This is a genomic window from Streptomyces sp. NPDC047886 (assembly GCF_043204435.1).
Classification (GTDB): Bacteria; Actinomycetota; Actinomycetes; order Streptomycetales; family Streptomycetaceae; genus Streptomyces.
This window is the reverse complement of record NZ_JBIDCF010000002.1, coordinates 1,224,948-1,243,277: the sequence shown is the minus strand read 5'-3', so window position 1 is coordinate 1,243,277 and position 18,330 is coordinate 1,224,948. Positions and strand designations below refer to the sequence as shown.

Below are 18,330 nucleotides of genomic sequence, written 5' to 3'. Positions count from 1 at the left end.
TCACGGCTTCTTGGGCTCGTCGCCGCCGGTGCCGGTGCCGGAACCGCCTGTGCCGTTGCCGCCGTCCTCGTCACGCCGCTTGAGCTCCTCCTCGCGGCGGCGCAGGTCGGCCTCCCAGTCCTTGAGGAGCGACTCGTCCTTCTTGTGCTCGTCGCGCAGCGACTTCAGGAACTCCGGGTTGTCGTCCGGGGCGACCCACTGGGTGCGCTGGTTGCGGTGCCACTCGCTGGGCGTGCCGCCCCGGGCGGAGGCACGGCGCGCCCTGCCGGCCGCGAACCAGACGATCGGGCCGACGATCCAGAAGAGCAGGATGATGAAGACCCACGCCACCTTGGGCAGGTGCTTCGCCTCGTCCTCGGGGGTGTTGAGGCAGTCGATGAACGCGTAGATCGTCAGCGCCAGCGGCAGGATGAACATCAGTGCCCTGAGCATGTGGGACAGCCCCCTGGAAGCGTTGGCGGGCCGCGCGACGACAGCCCCGGATGACCACGTCCAGGGTAGCCGGTGACCCCGGCCCCCCTCCGGCCCCGGGCCGCCCCCGGCTCCGGCCCCCCGCCGCGTCCGCCGCCCCCCGCCCTGGGCTCACGGCCCCAGGACCCGCCGCGTCCGCCGCCCCCGCACCCCCGGCCCGTGCGACCCCCGGCCCGTGCGACCTCCGGACCCCCGGGCCATGCGACCCTCGGACCCCCGGCCCTGCGCGTGGGTGGTCCGCCGCCTCGGGGCTGTGTCGGCCCGGGGGCGACCCCCGGACCCCCGGCCCGTGCGACCCCCGGACCCCCGGCCCTGCGCGTGGGCGGTCCGCCGCCTCGGGGATACTGGGGCGCATGGCTTACGACGATCTCCGCTCGCTGCTCAGGGCTCTGGAACGCGAAGGCGACCTCAGGCGCGTCAAGGCAGAAGTCGACCCGTACCTGGAGGTCGGGGAGATCGTCGACCGGGTGCAGAAGTCCGGAGGGCCGGCGCTGCTCTTCGAGAACGTCAAGGGCTCGGCGATGCCGCTCGCCATGAACGTCTTCGGTACGGACCGCCGGCTGCTCAAGGCGCTCGGCCTGTCCTCGTACGACGAGATCAGCGACAAGATCGGCGGGCTGCTCAAGCCCGAGCTGCCCAGCAGCTTCGTCGGGGTGCGCGAGGCGTTCGGGAAGCTCGGCGCGATGACCCACGTACCGCCGAAGAAGGTGAAGGACGCCCCCGTGCAGGAGGTCGTCCTGCACGGCGACGACGTCGACCTGGACGCGCTTCCCGCGCTGTTCACCTGGCCGAAGGACGGCGGCTCCTTCTTCAACCTGGGCCTCACGCACACCAAGCACCCCGAGAACGGCATCCGGAACCTCGGTCTGTACCGGCTCCAGCGCCACGACAAGCGCACCATCGGCATGCACTGGCAGATCCACAAGGACAGCCGCAACCACTACCAGGTGGCCGCGCGGCGCGGTGAGCGGCTGCCGGTCGCGATCGCGTTCGGGGCGCCGCCCGCCGTGACGTACGCGTCCACGGCACCGCTGCCCGAGGACATCGACGAGTACCTGTTCGCCGGGTTCCTGCAGGGCAAGCGGATCGAGATGGTCGACTGCAAGACCGTGCCGCTCCAGGTCCCGGCGCACGCCGAAGTGGTCCTGGAAGGCTGGCTGGAGCCCGGGAAGATGCTGCCGGAGGGGCCGTTCGGCGACCACACCGGCTTCTACACGCCGCAGGAGGACTTCCCCGCGCTCACCATCGACTGTGTGACGATGCGCCGCAGGCCGCTGCTCCAGTCGATCGTCGTCGGCCGTCCGCCGACGGAGGACGGCCCGCTGGGACGGGCGACGGAGCGGTTCTTCCTCCCGCTCCTGAAGATCATCGTGCCCGACATCGTGGACTACCACCTCCCCGAGTCCGGCGGCTTCCACAACTGCGTGATCGTCTCGATCGAGAAGAAGTACCCCAAGCACGCGCAGAAGGTCATGCACGCGATCTGGGGCGCCCACATGCTGTCGCTGGAGAAGCTGATCGTGGTGGTGGACGCCGACTGCGACGTGCACAACTACCACGAGGTGTCGTGGCGGGCCCTCGGAAACGTCGACTACGCCCGTGACCTCACCGTGGTCGAAGGCCCGGTCGACCACCTGGACCACGCCTCGTACCAGCAGTTCTGGGGCGGCAAGGCGGGCATCGACGCCACGCGGAAGTGGCCCGAGGAGGGCTACGTCCGGGACGGCGGCTGGCCGGACATGGTCGAGTCCGACCCCGCCACCGCCGAACGCGTCACCCGCCGCTGGAAGGAATACGGCCTGTGAGCCCGCTCGCCGTCGAAGGACCGGCCCTCTACATCGGCACCGACACCAGCTACGTGGCCCTCCTGCGGCCCCGGCTCGACCCGGCGCAGCCGGGGGTGCGGGACGCCGCCGAGCGGGCGGGCGTCTCGCCCGAGGAGTTCGCGGGCCCCGGAGACGTCTGGACGGTCCTCGTCGAGCACGACGGCACCGGCGACGGCTTCGAGCTTCCCGGTGTGCGCGACGCCGAACCGGCCGGTTTCGCGGAGCGGCTGCGCGCCGAGCTCGCCGCCGGTTCCGCGCCCGGGGGCGAGCCCGAGCCGTTCACCGTCGACGGCGGTGCCGTGCTGCGCCTGGACGCCCGCCCGGCCGGGCAGGGCGCGTACAGCTTCACGGCGCACGTCACCCCGCCCGACGGCGAGGCCCCGGCGCTGACCGTGGAGACGGGGCCGCTGCCCGCCGCGGGGCTGCTCGCCGACCTCGACGCGTTCCTCGGGAGCCTCGCATGATGACGACCACCGACGGGATCGCGGACGCCGGTTCCGGTTCCGGTTCCGGCTCCAGCTCCGGTGCCGGCTCCGGCTCCAGCCCCGGTTCCGGGCCGGGTTCCGTGTCCGGGCCGGGCCGCGCCCGGGCGTTCCTGCGGCTGGTGATGATCGAGCACTCGGTGTTCGCGCTGCCGTTCGCGTACATCGCCTCCCTGACCGCCATGTTCCAGGACGACCGGCGGGTGCACTGGGGTGAGCTGCTGCTCGTCACCGTCGCGATGGTCGGGCTGCGTACGTTCGCCATGGCCTGCAACCGGATCATCGACCGCGAGATCGACGCCAGGAACCCCCGGACGGCCGGGCGGGAGCTGGTCACCGGGGCCGTGTCGGTGCGGTCCGCGTGGACCGGGGCGCTGGTGGCGCTGGTGGTGTTCCTCGGCGCGGCCGCGCTGCTGAACCCGCTGTGCCTGATGCTCGCGCCCGTCGCCGTCGTCCCGATGGTCGTCTATCCGTACGGCAAGCGGTTCACGAACTTCCCGCACGCGATCCTCGGCCTCGCCCAGGCCATGGGCCCCGTCGGGGCGTGGCTCGCGGTGACCGGGGCGTGGTCGTGGGAGGCCGTGATCCTGGGCCTCGCGGTCGGTGTCTGGATCGGCGGCTTCGACCTGATCTTCGCGTGCCAGGACGTCGACGCGGACCGGGCGCACGGCGTCATGTCCGTACCGGCCAGGTTCGGCATTCCGGCCGCCCTGTACGGGGCGCGTGGCAGCCATGTCGTGACGACCGCGCTGTTCGTCTGGTACGCGCTGGCGACCGGCGCCGGCGTCTGGTTCTGGGCCGGTCTGGTGATCGTCGCCGTGGCGTTCGCCTATGAGCACAGCATCGTCAGGCCCGGCGACCTCTCGCGGCTGAACCGGGCGTTCTTCACGACGAACGGCTTCATCGGTGTCGCCCTGTTCCTGTGCGCGCTCCTCGACCTGGTCGCCCGGGGCCTCACGGTGTGACGCCTCAGGGCGCGAGCACCGGGCGCGCGCCCGGCACCGGACGGCGGCGGCGGAAGACGAACGCCGCCGCCACGCCCGCCACCAGGCCGAACAGATGCCCCTGCCAGCTCACGCCGGTCTGCGACGGCGATATGCCCAGCAGGATCGTGGAACCCCAGACGGCCCCGACGGCCACGCCGACACCGATGTCCAGCGGCTTGCGGTCCACGAAGCCGCGCACCAGCAGATAGCCGAACAGGCCGAAGATCAGCCCGGAAGCGCCCGCCGTGTTGCTGTACGAAGGGGACACCAGCCACACGCCGAGGCCGTCGATCACCACGATCAGCGCCGCCACGCCCAGGAACCGGCGTATGCCGCCGACCGCCGCGAGGAAGCCGAACACCAGCAGGGGCACGCTGTTCGCCGCGACGTGCCCGAAGCCGAAGTGCAGGAACGCCGCCGGCACGAGGTCGCGCAGCTCGGCGAAGTCCCGCGGCATGATCCCGTACGTGTCGAGGGCGTGGCCCGTCGCCAGATCGACGGCCTCCAGCACCCACAGCAGCGCGACCCAGCCCAGCATCAGCCCGGCGGCGGCCTTGACCCGGTCGGCACCCGTCCACCCGGTGCCGTCGCCACCGCCCGCGCTCCGCACTCTCCGTGCGCTCCGTACCATTCCCGCCCCCCGGCCTTCTCGCGCCTGTCCCCCCGAGAACGTCGGCGCCACCTCGTTCAGTTCCGCACCTCGAAGGCCGGATAGGCTCAGCGGCGTGGAACAGCCGGTGGAAGCAGTGCGTCGTCCGTGGGTCGTCGGGGTTTCGGGGGCGTCCGGGACGCCGTACGCGGCCTCCGTGCTGCGCGGGCTGCTCGCCGCGGGCGAGAGCGTGGACCTGGTGGTGTCGCGGGCGTCGCGGCTGACGCTGCTGGACGAGACGGGCATCGCCTTCCGGGACGCCCACTGGCGCGAGGACCTGCGGGAGTGGCTCGGCCGTGGCGCGGACGGCAAGCCCCGGACGTTCGACGTGGGCCTCGACGACCTCGCGGACGTCCGGTACTGGGCGGCGGGTGACCTGGCCGCCGGGCCGTCATCGGGCTCGTACCCCGTGAAGGGGATGCTGATCGTGCCCGCGTCGACGGCGTGTGTGGCCGGGGTGGCGCTGGGACTGTCGAAGGACCTGCTCCAGCGGGTGGCCAGCGTGACGCTGAAGGAGCGGCGGGCGTTGGTCCTGGCGGTACGGGAGACCCCGTTGAACGGGCAGACCCTCCGCCATCTGGTGACCCTGGACGAGGCGGGCGCTGTCGTGCTGCCCGCCTCTCCCGCGTTCTACGCCGGAGCGACGCATATCCAGGATCTGGTGGACTTCGTCGCGGGGCGGGTGCTCGACGCGGCAGGGGTGCCGCACGAGCTGTACCGCCGGTGGAAGGGAGAGCTCGGTGGCTCCCGGGAGGATTGACCGGCCGGTGGCGCGCCGGGTGAGCGGGTCGGGCTGGTCGAGTCGGTCGAGTCGGTCGAGTCGGTCGAGTCGGTCAGGCCGGTCGAGTCGGTCGAGTCGGTCGGGCCGGTCGGTGCCGCTTGGTCGCGGCGGCAGGCGTGGCGGCGCGCGCGGCGGTGCAAGGTTCACAGGGAACCAGCCCTGCATGTCTTAGTTTCTACACTCAAACACGCGGTATTGCTGAATAATGGAAGGCTTCAGGTATATGGACGCCGTGGATAGGCAGCTCATCCAGGCCCTGCGGGAGAACGGCAGGGCCTCGTACGCCGAGCTCGGCCGGCTCGTCGGGCTCTCCGGGCCCTCCGTCACCGACCGCATCAACCGCCTCGAAGCGGCCGGCGTCATCACCGGGTACCGCGCCACCGTCGACGCCGCGTCGCTCGGCCTCGGCGTCACCGCGCTGATCGGCATCTCGCTCTCCGACGCCGCCGACCACGAGGACGTCGCGCGCCGTCTGCGCGACCTCGCCGAGATCGAGGACTGCTGGTTCATCGCCGGCGACGACTCGTACATGCTCAAGGTGCGCGCCAGCGATGTCGACGGGCTGGAGAAGACGATCCGCCGGCTGTCCGGCACGAAGGGCGTCTCCCGTACCCGTACGACGATCGTGCTCTCCACCAAGTGGGAGAACCGCGTCGGCGAGCTGCCCGAACAGCCCTGACACGGGCCCCCGGGCGGGGCGTCGGCGGGTCTCCGGCGGGGAGTCGGCGGGAGTCGGACCGGAAAGCCGGCGGGAAGCCTGCGCGGCTCTCCGGCGGCGGGTCGGCGCGAGGTCCCTCCGCCCCGACCGGCTCTCCGGCGGCGGGTCGGCGCGAGGTCCCTCCGCCCCGAGGGCGCGGGACACGGGGGAGTACGGTGGTGGGGTCCGGTTGGCAGACATGCAGACATTTGGCATATGGGAGGCGGCTCGATGGACGCGGGGCTCAAGCGCGAGCTGGAGGAGAAGGTCCGGTCCGGGGAGCGGCTCACCCGCGAGGACGGCATCGCCCTCTACGAGTCGGACGACCTGGCCTGGCTCGGCGGCCTCGCGCACGAGGTGCGCACCCGCAAGAACGGTGACGTCGTCCACTTCAACGTCAACCGCCACCTCAACATGACGAACGTGTGCACGGCGTCGTGCGCGTACTGCTCGTTCCAGCGCAAGCCGGGCGAGAAGGACGCGTACACGATGCGCATCGAGGAGGCAGTCCGCCTCGCCAAGGCGATGGAGAACGAGAACCTCACCGAGCTCCACATCGTCAACGGACTCCACCCCAACCTCCCCTGGCGGTACTACCCGCGGTCGCTGCGCGAGCTGAAGAAGGCCCTGCCGAACGTCTCGCTGAAGGCGTTCACGGCGACGGAGATCCACCACTTCGAGACCATCTCCGGCATGACGGCGTCGGAGATCCTCGACGAGCTGATCGACGCCGGTCTGGAGTCGCTGACCGGCGGCGGCGCCGAGATCTTCGACTGGGAGGTCCGCCAGCACATCGTGGACCACCGCACCCACTGGGAGGACTGGTCCCGGATCCACCGCCTCGCGCACGAGAAGGGGCTCAAGACCCCGTCCACGATGCTGTACGGGCACATCGAGGAGCCCCGCCACCGCGTCGACCACGTGCTGCGGCTGCGCGAGCTCCAGGACGAGACCGGCGGCTTCCAGGTCTTCATCCCGCTGCGCTACCAGCACGACTTCGTGGACATGAAGGACGGCAAGGTCCGCAACAGGCTCCAGGCCCGCACGTCGATGGCGACCGGCGCGGAGGCCCTGAAGACCTTCGCGGTCTCCCGGCTGCTGTTCGACAACGTCCAGCACGTCAAGGTGTTCTGGGTGATGCACGGCGTGCAGACCGCGCAGCTAGCCCTCCAGCACGGCGCCGACGACATGGACGGCTCGGTGGTCGAGTACAAGATCACGCACGACGCGGACAACTACGGCACGCCGAACAAGCTGACGCGTGACGACCTGCTGGAGCTCATCCGCGACGCCGGGTTCCGCCCGGTCGAGCGGAACACCCGGTACGAGGTCATCCGGGAGTACCCGGGCCCCGACGCCGACCGCCGCGAGTCCCCCCAGCCGATGCGCCTCTGACACCTGCGGGCGCACCGGGCGTGCCCGCCCGCGCCCGGGTACCCCCCCCCGGCGGTGCCGGGGCTGGGGCTACCGGGGGGCGTCGGCGGCCCGGAGGCAGCGGGGCCGGAGGCAGCGGGGCCGGGGGTACGGCGAGCCGACGGGGTATCGGGGGCCCGGCGGGGTACCCGGCGCGCATGGCCACCAGGAGCGGGGCCGCGCCCGAGGACGCGTACACCGCCACACCGTTCGTACCGGAGCGCGGCGGCATCGAGGCGCTGCGGGACGCCGCCGCCGGGTGCCGGGGCTGCCCGCTGCACCGGGACGCCACGCAGACCGTCTTCGGCGCGGGCAACGCGCACGCGCGCGTGCTGCTCATCGGCGAGCAGCCGGGCGACCAGGAGGACCGGCAGGGCAGGCCGTTCGTCGGGCCTGCCGGGCGGGTGCTGACCCGGGCGCTGGAGGAGTCCGGGATCGACCCCGACGACACGTACATCACCAACGCGGTGAAGCACTTCAAGTTCGAGCTCGTCCCCGAGCGCGGCAAGCGCCGCATCCACAAGGCGCCCAGCCTCCGCGAGATGGGCGCCTGCAAACCCTGGCTCGACGCCGAGATGGACCGCGTGGACCCCGAGGTCGTCGTCGCGCTCGGCGCCACCGCCGGGAAGGCGCTGCTCGGCTCGTCGTTCCGGGTGACGAAGCAGCGGGGCGTGCTCCTGCCGTACGAGGAGCGCGGCGAGTGCCTGGTGGCCACCATCCATCCGTCGGCGGTGCTGCGCGCCGACGACCGCGACGCCGTCTACGCGGGCCTGGTGTCCGACCTGCGGATAGCCGCCGAGGCGCTCGGCTGAGCCGATTATCGTCGGGGCATGCCGCTGAACTTCGTACTCGACCCGAAGGCCGACCCCGCCCTGCGCGACGGCGTCCTCGCGCTGTGGACGGACGTCTCCAACGCGGGCGGAGCCGTCGGCTTCGTACCGCCCGTGACCAGCGACGACATCAGACCCCAGTGGGTCAAGCACCTGGCCGGGATGGCCGAGGGCCGGATGCGGCTGGTGGCCGGCTACGACGAGGACGGCGCCGTCGCCGCCACCGCGTTCGTCACGTTCAACACGCACCGGCTGATGCGCCACTGGGTGTGGCTCTACACGGTGATGGTCCACCCCCGCCACCAGGGCAAGGGGTACGGCCGGGACCTCATGGCCGCGGCGGCGGACGCGGTGCGCGGCTTCGACGGGATCGACGCCATCCGGCTCACCTGCCGGGGCGGCCTCGGCCTGGAGGGCTTCTACGCCTCCTGCGGCTACAAGGAGGTCGGGCGCGTACCGGGCGCGATACGCGTCGCCGACGGCGACGACCGGGACGACATCTTCATGCTGCTCCCCCTGAAGTGATCGAAACGCCACGTGCTTCACTAGTCGGGCAGGACCGTCGTACGTCGAGAGAAGAAGGAAGAGGCCCCGCCGTGTCCGTTGCCTCCAGGACGAGCGCCACCATCCGGTACACGCTGATGCGCTTCGGCATCTTCGCCGGCTGCTTCTTCGTGCTGTGGGGCCTCGTGTACGTGGGCGCGCTGCCGCGCGGCCTCGGCGACTCGAACCTGCTGTGGGTGCTGCTCCTGGCGATCGTGATCTCGGCGCCGCTCAGCTTCGTCCTGCTCCGCAGGCAGCGCGACGCCATGTCCGAGCAGATCGTGGAGAAGGTCGGCAGCGCGAAGGCGCGCCTGGAGGCCAACCGTTCGCGCGAGGACCTCGCGTAACACCCTGACGAAGCGGGGCGGCGGGTCGCCCTGTCCATCGGGACGGCGACGCCCTGAGCCCCCAACGGGGCGGCGGGCACCCTGGGACTCATCGGGGCGGCGGGCACCCTGGGATTCACGGGACGGCCACCCTGGGATTCACGGGACGGCGAAGCCCTCCTGAGCCGCCATCGGGACGGCGGGCACCCCGGGCCGGGACCCGGGGGTGCCCTCGTAAGGTTCCTCACACCCGCCCGTACCCCCTCCCCCCTCTCGCGCACCCCGGTGCCGGAGCGACCGCTCCGGGCCGGGGTGTTGACGTTTTCGAAGGCACGAAGCCGCGTCAGGCTCTCAAAGAACGGCTTTGAGGTTCTCAAAGTTCAAGTGTTAACGTGCTCGGCATGAACATCGCAGTGCGCCCCCGCCATGGAACCGCGAGCGTCCCGCTCGTGGCGCGCCTGCATGTCGACCTCTGCCGGTGTATGTCCGCGGTCTGTTGCCGCGAGGTCTGAGCCAGTCTCGACCCGGCATCCTGCCGCGGCGCCGCCCCCACGCGCGGGCGCCGCACCCCCTTCCCCGTACCTCACCCTCGCGCACTACTGGAGTGTGTCCGTGTCCGCGCGCCGCGTTGCCGTCCCCAAGGTCCCGTTCTGGGCCCAGATAATCGCCGGTCTCGTCCTCGGTGTGATCCTCGGCTGGATCACCCGCAGTTACGAGGTCCAGTGGCTCTACACCACCCTCGACAAGGTGGGCCACATCTTCGTCCAGCTGCTGAAGCTGGCCGTCGCCCCGCTCGTCTTCTTCGCGATCGTGGTGTCCATCACCAACCTGCGGAAGGTCAACAACGCCGCCAGGCTGGCCACCCGCACGCTGCTCTGGTTCATGATCACGTCGTTGATCGCCGTCGCCATCGGTCTCGCGATCGGTCTCCTCACCGATCCGGGTGCCGGCACCGGCCTCACGCCGAAGGACGGCAAGAAGCCCGAGCACGCGGGCTCCTGGCTGGACTTCCTCACCGGCATCGTCCCGACGGACGTGATCACGCCCTTCACCGAGCTGAACGTCCTCCAGATCGTCTTCATGGCCGCCGTCGCCGGTATCGCGGCCCTGCAGCTCGGCGAGAAGGCCCAGCCGATCCTCACCCTCAGCGAGTCCGTCCTCCAGCTGCTCCAGAAGGCGCTGTGGTGGGTCATCCGCCTCGCGCCGCTGGGCACCGTCGGCCTGATCGGCTACGCCATCGCCGACTACGGCTGGGACCTCATCGGCAAGTACGCCACGTTCACCGCCGACGTCTACATCGGCTGCGCGATCGTGATGTTCGGCGTCTACCCGCTGCTGCTGGCGACCGTCGCCAAGGTCAACCCGCTCCAGTTCTTCAAGGGCGCCTGGCCCGCCATCCAGCTGGCCTTCGTGTCCCGGTCGTCCGTCGGCACGATGCCGGTCACGGTCAAGGTCACCGAGCGGCTCGGTGTGCCGAAGGAGTACACCAGCTTCGCGGTGCCGTTCGGCGCGACGACGAAGATGGACGGCTGCGCCGCGATCTACCCGGCCCTCGCGGCGATCTTCATCGCGCAGATCTTCGACGTCCAGCTCGGCATCGGCGACTACCTGCTGATCGCCTTCGTCTCGGTCATCGGCTCGGCCGCCACCGCCGGTCTGACCGGTGCGACGGTCATGCTGACCCTGACCCTCTCCACACTGGGCCTGCCCCTGGAGGGCGTCGGTCTGCTCATGGCGATCGACCCGGTCCTCGACATGATCCGGACCGCCACGAACGTCGCCGGCCAGGCGCTGGTCCCGGTCGTGGTCGCCGCCCGTGAGAAGATCCTCGACCTCGACGCGTACAACAGGGCGTCGGCGTCCCCGGTCGACGACATCGACGCCGACATCGACGCCGACGCTGACGCCGACATCGACGCCGACGCTGACGCCGACGTGCGCGAGGCCGAGCAGAAGGTCACGGTGCCGGTCGGGGCCTGAGGCGCGAGCCGCCACACGCGGCCGCCCGCTCCGTCCCCCATGCCCCTGCCCCTTGCCCCCTGCCGTGAACCACGGCGGGGGGCACGCGTGTTCGGCGGATCGGCCTAGGCTACGGACGGCCGGAGGCCGGACGCACGGCCCCGAGTACGAGGAGAGAGCCGCGGTGGAGACGAGAGCGAAGCGCCTGCCCCGGGCAGTGCGCGAACGGCAGATGCTGGACGCCGCCGTACGGACCTTCGGGAGGCGTGGCTACCGGGCCGCTTCGATGGACGAGATCGCGGAACTCGCGGGCGTGTCGAAGCCGTTGGTCTATCTGTACCTCAACTCCAAGGACGACCTCTTCACCGCGTGCATCCGGCGCGAGGCCGCCGCGCTGATCGCCGCCGTACGGGCCGGAGTCGAGCGGGAGCCGGGCCAGCCGGCGGACCGGCAGCTGTGGGCGGGGCTCATCGCGTTCTTCACGCACACCGCCGAACACCCGGACGCCTGGGCGGTGCTGCACCGCCAGGCCCGTACGCACGGCGAGCCGTTCGCCGCCGAGGTGGCGGCGATGCGGGACGAGATGGTCGCCTTCGTCACCGTGCTGATCGGCGCGGCGGCCCGGGAGGCGCACCAGGACCCGGAGTTCGCCGACCGGGACGTGGCGGGGCTCGCGCAGGCGCTGGTGGGCGCGGCCGAGTCGCTTGCCGCATGGGCCAACGACACCGAGGGCGTCACCGCCAAGGAAGCGGCCGCGACGCTGATGAACTTCGCCTGGACGGGGCTCGGCGGCCTCCTGGGCGGGGACCGCTGGTCGCCGTCCCGCTGATCCGCGTCCCTGTGTGAACAACGTGCAGATGGCGACGGCCCATTGTCGTGGCGCCGTACCCGGCCCTAGATTTACCGCTGAGTAAGGTTACTTGGAGGTCAGGAACGGGCCGGACGGTTCCATGGCCGTTACGGCGATCCCGTACGACACGACGCACAGCCCCGCACCCTTTCCCTCTTCCTTCCCCCTTCCTTCTCCCACCTCCGTCCCTTCGCCCCTTCCCCCCCACCTCCGTCCCTCCGTCCCTCCGCCCCTTCCCCCTTTCCCCCTTTCCCCCTTCCCTCTCCGCCCTTTCCCCTCCGCCCTCCCCTCTCCCAGTCGCACGTCAGCACCCGGCCCGCACGACGCCCCTCACGTCAAGGAGCCGCACATGACCGTCGAAACACCCGGAAAGGCCACACCCCCCGGATCGACCCCACCCGCCCCGTCCAGCTCACCCCCCGCACCCGTCCCGCCGCAGCGGACCCGTGTGGACGGCATGGTGCGCGAGGTCTCCGTACCCGCACTCGTCCCGCCCGTCACGTCCGGCTCCCTCGCCGACATCCCCTTCGACAACGCACGCCAGGCCCCGGCCGATCCGGTCATCAGCCGCGCGGGCGAAGGCGGCGCATGGACGGACATGACGGCCGCGGCCTTCGCCGCCGACGTGCTCGCCGTCGCCAAGGGGCTGGTCGCGGAGGGGCTGCGCCCCGGCGACCGGCTGGCCATCATGGCGCGTACGACGTACGAATGGACGCTCCTGGACTTCGCGGCCTGGGCCGCCGGGCTGATCACCGTCCCCCTCTACCCGACGTCGTCCGCGTTCCAGGCCCGCTGGATACTCCAGGACTCCGGCGCCGCCGCGTGCGTCGTGGAGGACAAGGACCAGGCCCGCCTCATCAGCACCGAACGCCGCGGGCTCCCCGGCCTCGCCCACCTGTGGGCGTTCGACACCGGCGCCGTCGACACGCTGCGCCGCTCGGGCAGGGACGTCCCGGACGAGGTCGTCATCGCCCGCAGGTCCGGGCTGTCACCGGACTCGATCGCCACCCTCGTCTACACCTCGGGCACCACCGGCCGCCCCAAGGGCTGCGTCCTCACGCACGGCAACTTCTTCGCCGAGGTCGACAACGCGGTCGAGCTCCTCCACCCGGTCTTCAAGGCGGTGAGCAAGGACCCCGCCTCCACCCTCCTCTTCCTGCCGCTCTCCCACGTCCTCGGCCGGATGGTCGCCATCGCCTGCCTCCGGGCGCGCGTACGCCTGGGCCACGCGCCCTCGATCCGGACCGAGGACCTGCTCGCCGATCTCGCGGGATTCCGGCCGACGTTCCTGGTCGCCATCCCGTACGTACTGGAGAAGGTCTTCAACACCGGCAGGGCGACCGCCGAGAAGATGGGCCGGGCGTCGTCCTTCGACCGGGCGGCGAACATCGCCCGGCGGTACGGCGAGGCGCTGGAGGCCGCCGAACACGGCACGGGGCCCGGCCCCTCCCTGCCGCTGAAGGCCGCGCGGGCGCTGTACGACCCGCTCGTCTACCGCCGCATCCGGGCGGCGCTCGGCGGCCGCGTCCGGTACGCGATCTGCGGCGGGTCGCCCCTCGGACGGCGCCTGGCCTCCTTCTACGCGGGCGCCGGCATCGAGATCTTCGAGGGGTACGGGCTGACGGAGACCACCGCCGCTTCCACCCTGACCCCGCCGCTCAAGCCCCGCCTCGGCACCGTCGGCTGGCCCCTGCCGGGCACATCCGTACGGATCGCCGACGACGGGGAGGTCATGCTGCGGGGCGGCCACGTCTTCACCGGCTACTGGGACGCCGAACGCGGCGAACCCGCCCCGGACGCCGCCCCCGACGGCTGGCTGCCCACCGGCGACCTGGGCGCACTGGACGAGGACGGCTACCTGACGATCACGGGCCGCAAGAAGGACATCCTCATCACGACGGGCGGCAAGAACGTCACCCCCGCCCCGCTGGAGGACTGGCTCCGCGCCCACCCGCTCGTCGGCCAGTGCATGGTGCTCGGCGACAACCGCCCGTACATCACCGCACTCATCACCCTGGAACCGGACGGCCTCGCGCACTGGCGCCGTATGAAGAAGAAGGACGGCATCCCGCTCCGCGACCTGGTCCACGACGAGGACCTCGTCGCGGCCCTGCAACGCGCCGTCGACGACGCCAACCGCCTCGTCTCCCGCGCCGAATCCATCCGCAGGTTCCGTGTCCTGCCGACCGAGTTCACCGAGCAGACCGGCCACCTCACCCCGTCCCTGAAACTCAGACGCGCGGCGGTACTCCGCGACTTCGCCGCCGACATCGAGGCGCTGTACGACCGGAGGCAGGCTCCGGAATGAACCGGGGGCCGAACCGGTTGTCGTGATCCGTCGGCGGCCTGCGCCGACGACGTAGTCGAGGAGTCGGAGTCGTGATGACTGGTGCGGCGGACCGGAAGGTCCTCTTCCTGCTGGCGAGTACGCGCACGGACGGCAACACCGAGCAGCTGACCCGGCGAGCGGCGGCGCAACTCCCGCCGGGAGTACGGCAGGAGTGGCTGCGGCTGACCGAACTGCCGCTGCCCGAGTTCGCGGACGTCCGGCACAGCGGCGACGGCCGCTACCCGTGGCCCGAGGGCCACGCCGGGGCACTGCTCGACGCCACCCTGGAGGCCACCGACCTGGTGATCGCCTCGCCCCTGTACTGGTACAGCCTGTCCACACCGGCCAAGCACTACCTGGACCACTGGTCCGGCTGGATGCGCGTACCGGGCCTGGACTTCAAGGCCCGGATGGCCGGCAAGACCCTGTGGGCGGTGTCCGCCCTGTCGGAGAGCGACCGGACGGTCGCCGAGCCGATGATCGGCGCCCTGCGGAACACGGCCTCCTACATGGGCATGCGTTGGGGCGGCGCGCTGCTCGGCAACGGCAGCGCCCCGGGCCAGGTCCTCGCCGACAGCGCGGCGCTGGCGGAGGCGGACGCGTTCCTCACCGGCGTACGGGAGCGGGAAGAGGCGGCGCTCGGCTAGGCCGCCTCCGGAAGAGACAGGCGACGGCCCCGTCCGCGAGCGTGCGGACGGGGCCGTCGCCTTGGCCAGGCGCCCGGCCGTCAGCCGATGGCGGTGTGGCCGAGCCAGGTGGTCTTCACGGTGTCCTTGACGACGTAGAAGGCGGTGGATCCGTTGAGGCCGATGGGACCGCCCGGCCAGACGCGGACGTCGCCGTTGGACCACAGCCCCCACACCTCGGGGATGCCGTCACCGGTCACGTCGGGCGTGCCGGTGAGGATGGGCAGCGCGGTACGGGTGAAGCCGGCGTTGCCGTACGTGTCGAGCTGTCCGCCGGACGCCGCCTTGGTGGCCAGCGAGGCGAAGTCCAGCCCGCCGCCCGTGGCCGGCTTGCCGTACCGGAGGTAGAGCTGCCCGTTGGTGGCGTCCCGGTACACGAGATCGGCCGTGCCGTCACCGGCGAGATGGGCGACCTGCACGACATCGCGCTGCGTCCAGTCCTCACCGGTCAGCTGCGTCGCCTTGGTGAAGCTGACGCCCGAGTACCCGGTGAACGCCCACAGGGTCCCGCCGGAGACGGCGACCATGTCGGGGCGGCCGTCCCCGGTGACGTCGCCGACGGACAGGATCTGTCGCAGACCGCTCGCCGCGGGCGCCCCGGCGGGAAGCAGGATGTGACGCCGCTCCTTGACGTTGAACCCGCCATAGCCGTCGCCCGGGTACACGTACAGCTTGCCGTCGCCCATGCGCGCCACCAGGTCCTGGATGCCGTCGCCCGGCAGCCAGTCACCGTTGTGGGTGATCAGCGCGCCGGTCCAGTAGCCGTCCTCCAGCTTGGTGACCTTGCCGCCGTCGGTCGCTTCGTAGGCGGTCTCCTCCATGGAGGCGTGGAAGCGGTCGGTGCCCTGGGTCTTGGCGTACAGCTCCAGGTTGCCCTTCGGGTTGACCGTGTAGACGTCGGCCACGTTGTCGCCGGTGACGTCACCGGGATAGTCCAGGATCGGCGGCGGCGAGACGTAGAAGACGTATTTGGTCGCCGAGGAGATGTTGCCTGCGGCGTCGACGGACCGCACGTAGAGCACGCTCGGCCCGGCGTGGGGCGGCTTGATGGCCGGTGTGGTCGCCTTGTTGTTCGTCGCGGTGATCTTCCGGTCGTACGCGGTGTTGAAGCTGTACTGGAACTCCTTCACGGCGTCCGCGGGGACGCCCGTGAAGGTGAACGTGCCGGTCACGCCGAACCGACCGGGGGACCAGACGTCGCCGTCCGGTCCCGGCTCGGGGAAGGCGGTCGAGGTCACCTCGGGCGGTGTGGGAACGGTGTGGTCGACGGTGAACTGACAGTGGGCCGTGGTCCCGGTCGGCCCCCAGGCGGAGGGGTAGCCGTCGGTGTCGATGGTGCGGGCGGTCCAGCTGTAGGTCTTGCCGTGGGTGAACTTGTCCCAGGTGAAACCAGGGTTGATCGTCCCTGAGCTGTTAGGCGCGTAGTTCCTGTTGACGACAGGATTGGCGGTGTCACCAGTGGGCCAGATGTACAGGTTGACGTAGGCGAGGTTGTTGTCCTTGTCGGATCCGGTGACCGAGAAGATGAGATCCGTCTTGCCCACGACAGGGAAGGGGCTGACGGCGTCACAGGTGGTCCCCGGCGTCATCTTCATGGCGGAGGCGACGGGCTCGTTCGGAGGCACATTGTGGATCACCTCGATGGACGGTGAACTCTCACCGTTCGCCAGGAACTTCTTCCAGGCGGCCGCATCGCTCTCGTTCGCGGCGCGCAGGCCGAGGGTCAACTTCGACCACTTACCCGTGGCCGCCTCCTGGGCCGCGGACCTGATGTCCATGGCGATCCACTTGTCGGGGCAGGTGTCGGAGCGGTATCCGTGCCCGTTCGTCTGGCTCGACAGCACGCGCGTCCACGACGGCTGGTTGTTCCAGGTGCTGGAGCTGGAGATCGTGCCCGTGAGGTACAGGTTGTACTGGCGGGCGGAACAGCCCCAGGAATAGGTCTGCAGAGCGCGGAACGAAGCCGACTTGATGTTGGCCGAGTGCAGCTGGGACCCGAACTCGAAGGTGAACACCGAACGCGACAGGCCGCCGGTGGTCGACTCGTAGCCGACGCGGGCGTCGTTCGTACCGTCGTTGAAGTTCTGCCCGTTGTAGAAACTGGAGCTCGGGTACTTCTGGTACAGCAGCGTCCAGTTCAGCTTGCGGCCGGTGAAGGACGGGTCGATGAAGACGGGGTAGACCACGTCAGGGTCGGCGAGCTTCTTCGCGTTCACGGCGAGGCCGAGCGTTCCCGTGCTGTCGTCGAACGTCGCACCCAGCGCCGCGTCGTGGCTGCCGGGCTGCGGACCGGCCAGACCGGGCAGCGCGAGCGCGGTTCCCTTCAGGGCCGGGTCCGGGGTGGGCGCCGGTTCGCCGAGGGTGGCCTTCACGGTGCCCGCCGAGTCCCACAGGTACGGGGTCGGCGCGGAGGCCACCTCCTGACCGGCCGCGTTCCGAGCGCTGACCACATGGGTGGTGGCGTCGAGGGCGAAGTCCAGGGTGGGGGAGGCCAGCCGGTACTGGAGCCGGTCCAGCAGCGGGTCGTCGGCGGCCTGGCGGCTGTGCACGACCAGCACGTGCGAGTAGCCGCCGTCGCGGGCGGTCAGCAGCAGGTCGATGCCGGGGCGGACGTTCTCGTAGAGGGCTCGCGGGCCGTCGACGACCGGAGCGGGCAGCGGGCCGGGCCAGCTGACGACGAGCTCGTGACCGCCGCTGCTCAGGCGTACCAGCTCGGTCCAGGCCGGCGCGTCAGCGGGGGCCAGGGGCGCGCGCAGGACGGCGCGGGAGGCGCGGGCTCCGCCGTCGTCGGATATGGCGGCATCCGCGTTCCCGGCGCTGAACACCACCGGAACGTTGGTCGCCTTGGGCCTCCAGCCGTTCTCCACGCGGCGCAGGGTCGTGTCCACGGGCTTCCAGCCGTCACCGACCCTGGCGCGGATCGTGTCGCTGTGTGTCCGGGTCCGCAGCAGCCCGTCCGGTTGCGCCCAGGTGGTCGAGTGCGGCGTGTGCCGGTCGGTGACGACGACGTCCTTGCCGGTCCGCTTCGCCTGCCGGATGGCCTCGCCGGCGTCGACGGTCCGCTCGGGGGCGCTCTTCGCCTCGGCGCGAGGGGCGGGCGTGGCGGCGTCCTCACGGACGAGGTGAACCCCGGCCGGGACGGCGATGGCAACCGCGAGGAGAGCCGCGAGCACGGCGATACGCCGCCGTTTGCGCGGGCGCTTCAATTCACCAACGGACAGGGCTGGTTCGCTCTTCTCCGTACCCCTTCTGGGTGGCAAATTCTCCGTGCTTTCCGCAGCCTTCGAGGCGTCCACGACTTTCCCTTCCCCCCGCGGGCGCCTGGATGCTGAGCTACCCTCGGAATTCCCTGCCGTACACAGATGTGTGCCAGCAGAGCATGAACCATCTTCACGGATTCGTCACGTGACTTCTGCAGGGCAGTAGATGCCCGGGAACCGGAGGCGACCCCAGGAGCGTCCCTGTTGCCAAGGGTTGCTTGTACCAAGAACCCCTCTCGAGG

At 71.0% G+C, this 18,330-nt stretch carries 16 protein-coding genes; 13 read left to right on the top strand and 3 right to left on the bottom strand.

Translation table 11 applies throughout. The features are described from left to right. Nucleotides 1-432, bottom strand: a complete 432-nt coding sequence (locus ACGF5U_RS11315) for a PLD nuclease N-terminal domain-containing protein (protein ID WP_392716139.1) — start codon at nt 430-432, stop codon at nt 1-3. A 392-nt stretch (nt 433-824) separates the two neighbouring features. Between ACGF5U_RS11315 and ACGF5U_RS11310 the strand changes: the two genes are divergently transcribed. From ACGF5U_RS11310 to mqnP, 3 genes are read left to right on the top strand one after another with little or no spacing between them, the layout of a single operon-like run. Further along, a complete protein-coding gene (locus ACGF5U_RS11310; protein WP_392716137.1) occupies nt 825-2,276 on the top strand; it encodes a menaquinone biosynthesis decarboxylase in 1,452 nt (483 codons plus the stop codon). After that, nucleotides 2,273-2,761: a hypothetical protein gene (locus ACGF5U_RS11305; protein WP_392716135.1), complete on the top strand. Its 489-nt coding sequence runs from the start codon at nt 2,273-2,275 to the stop codon at nt 2,759-2,761. Before ACGF5U_RS11310 ends, ACGF5U_RS11305 begins: the two co-directional genes overlap by 4 nt. Next, on the top strand, nt 2,761-3,744 hold the full coding sequence (gene mqnP / locus ACGF5U_RS11300; RefSeq protein WP_392716269.1) for a menaquinone biosynthesis prenyltransferase MqnP: 984 nt from the start codon (nt 2,761-2,763) through the stop codon (nt 3,742-3,744). Before ACGF5U_RS11305 ends, mqnP begins: the two co-directional genes overlap by 1 nt. A 4-nt stretch (nt 3,745-3,748) precedes the next feature. Here the strand turns inward: mqnP and ACGF5U_RS11295 are convergent, their stop codons facing one another. Then, nucleotides 3,749-4,303: a rhomboid family intramembrane serine protease gene (locus ACGF5U_RS11295; RefSeq protein ID WP_392716267.1), complete on the bottom strand. Its 555-nt coding sequence runs from the start codon at nt 4,301-4,303 to the stop codon at nt 3,749-3,751. A gap of 187 nt (nt 4,304-4,490) precedes the next feature. Here ACGF5U_RS11295 and ACGF5U_RS11290 point away from each other — a divergent pair, with 187 nt between their 5' ends. From ACGF5U_RS11290 to ACGF5U_RS11245, 10 genes are all read left to right on the top strand, one after another. After that, entirely contained in the window at nt 4,491-5,174 is a 684-nt protein-coding gene (locus ACGF5U_RS11290; RefSeq protein ID WP_392716133.1) for a UbiX family flavin prenyltransferase, read from the top strand. 244 nt (nt 5,175-5,418) lie between these two features. Beyond that, on the top strand, nt 5,419-5,874 hold the full coding sequence (locus ACGF5U_RS11285) for an Lrp/AsnC family transcriptional regulator (RefSeq protein ID WP_392716131.1): 456 nt from the start codon (nt 5,419-5,421) through the stop codon (nt 5,872-5,874). 249 nt (nt 5,875-6,123) lie between these two features. Continuing rightward, on the top strand, nt 6,124-7,287 hold the full coding sequence (mqnE, locus tag ACGF5U_RS11280; protein ID WP_392716265.1) for an aminofutalosine synthase MqnE: 1,164 nt from the start codon (nt 6,124-6,126) through the stop codon (nt 7,285-7,287). A 176-nt stretch (nt 7,288-7,463) separates the two neighbouring features. Further along, on the top strand, nt 7,464-8,117 hold the full coding sequence (locus ACGF5U_RS11275; RefSeq protein WP_392716129.1) for a UdgX family uracil-DNA binding protein: 654 nt from the start codon (nt 7,464-7,466) through the stop codon (nt 8,115-8,117). A gap of 18 nt (nt 8,118-8,135) precedes the next feature. Further along, the gene (locus tag ACGF5U_RS11270; protein ID WP_392716127.1) at nt 8,136-8,660 is read left to right on the top strand and encodes a GNAT family N-acetyltransferase; all 525 of its coding nucleotides are present in this window, start codon (nt 8,136-8,138) and stop codon (nt 8,658-8,660) included. Nucleotides 8,661-8,776: 116 nt separating this feature from the next. After that, entirely contained in the window at nt 8,777-9,025 is a 249-nt protein-coding gene (locus ACGF5U_RS11265) for a DUF4229 domain-containing protein (RefSeq protein ID WP_392716263.1), read from the top strand. A 441-nt stretch (nt 9,026-9,466) separates the two neighbouring features. Then, nucleotides 9,467-10,984, top strand: a complete 1,518-nt coding sequence (locus tag ACGF5U_RS11260; protein WP_392716125.1) for a dicarboxylate/amino acid:cation symporter — start codon at nt 9,467-9,469, stop codon at nt 10,982-10,984. A 211-nt stretch (nt 10,985-11,195) separates the two neighbouring features. Continuing rightward, nucleotides 11,196-11,792, top strand: a complete 597-nt coding sequence (locus ACGF5U_RS11255) for a TetR/AcrR family transcriptional regulator (RefSeq protein WP_392716261.1) — start codon at nt 11,196-11,198, stop codon at nt 11,790-11,792. A 370-nt stretch (nt 11,793-12,162) separates the two neighbouring features. Next, entirely contained in the window at nt 12,163-14,121 is a 1,959-nt protein-coding gene (locus ACGF5U_RS11250) for an AMP-dependent synthetase/ligase (RefSeq protein WP_392716123.1), read from the top strand. 74 nt (nt 14,122-14,195) lie between these two features. Then, nucleotides 14,196-14,789 (top strand): flavodoxin family protein, encoded by a 594-nt coding sequence (locus ACGF5U_RS11245; RefSeq protein ID WP_392716121.1) that lies wholly within the window; start codon nt 14,196-14,198, stop codon nt 14,787-14,789. Nucleotides 14,790-14,869: 80 nt separating this feature from the next. On the opposite strand, the gene ACGF5U_RS11240 is transcribed toward ACGF5U_RS11245, so the two are convergent. Further along, complete coding sequence (locus ACGF5U_RS11240) at nt 14,870-18,034, bottom strand: DNRLRE domain-containing protein (RefSeq protein WP_392716119.1); 3,165 nt, start codon at nt 18,032-18,034, stop codon at nt 14,870-14,872. Between the last annotated feature and the right edge of the window lie 296 nt (nt 18,035-18,330).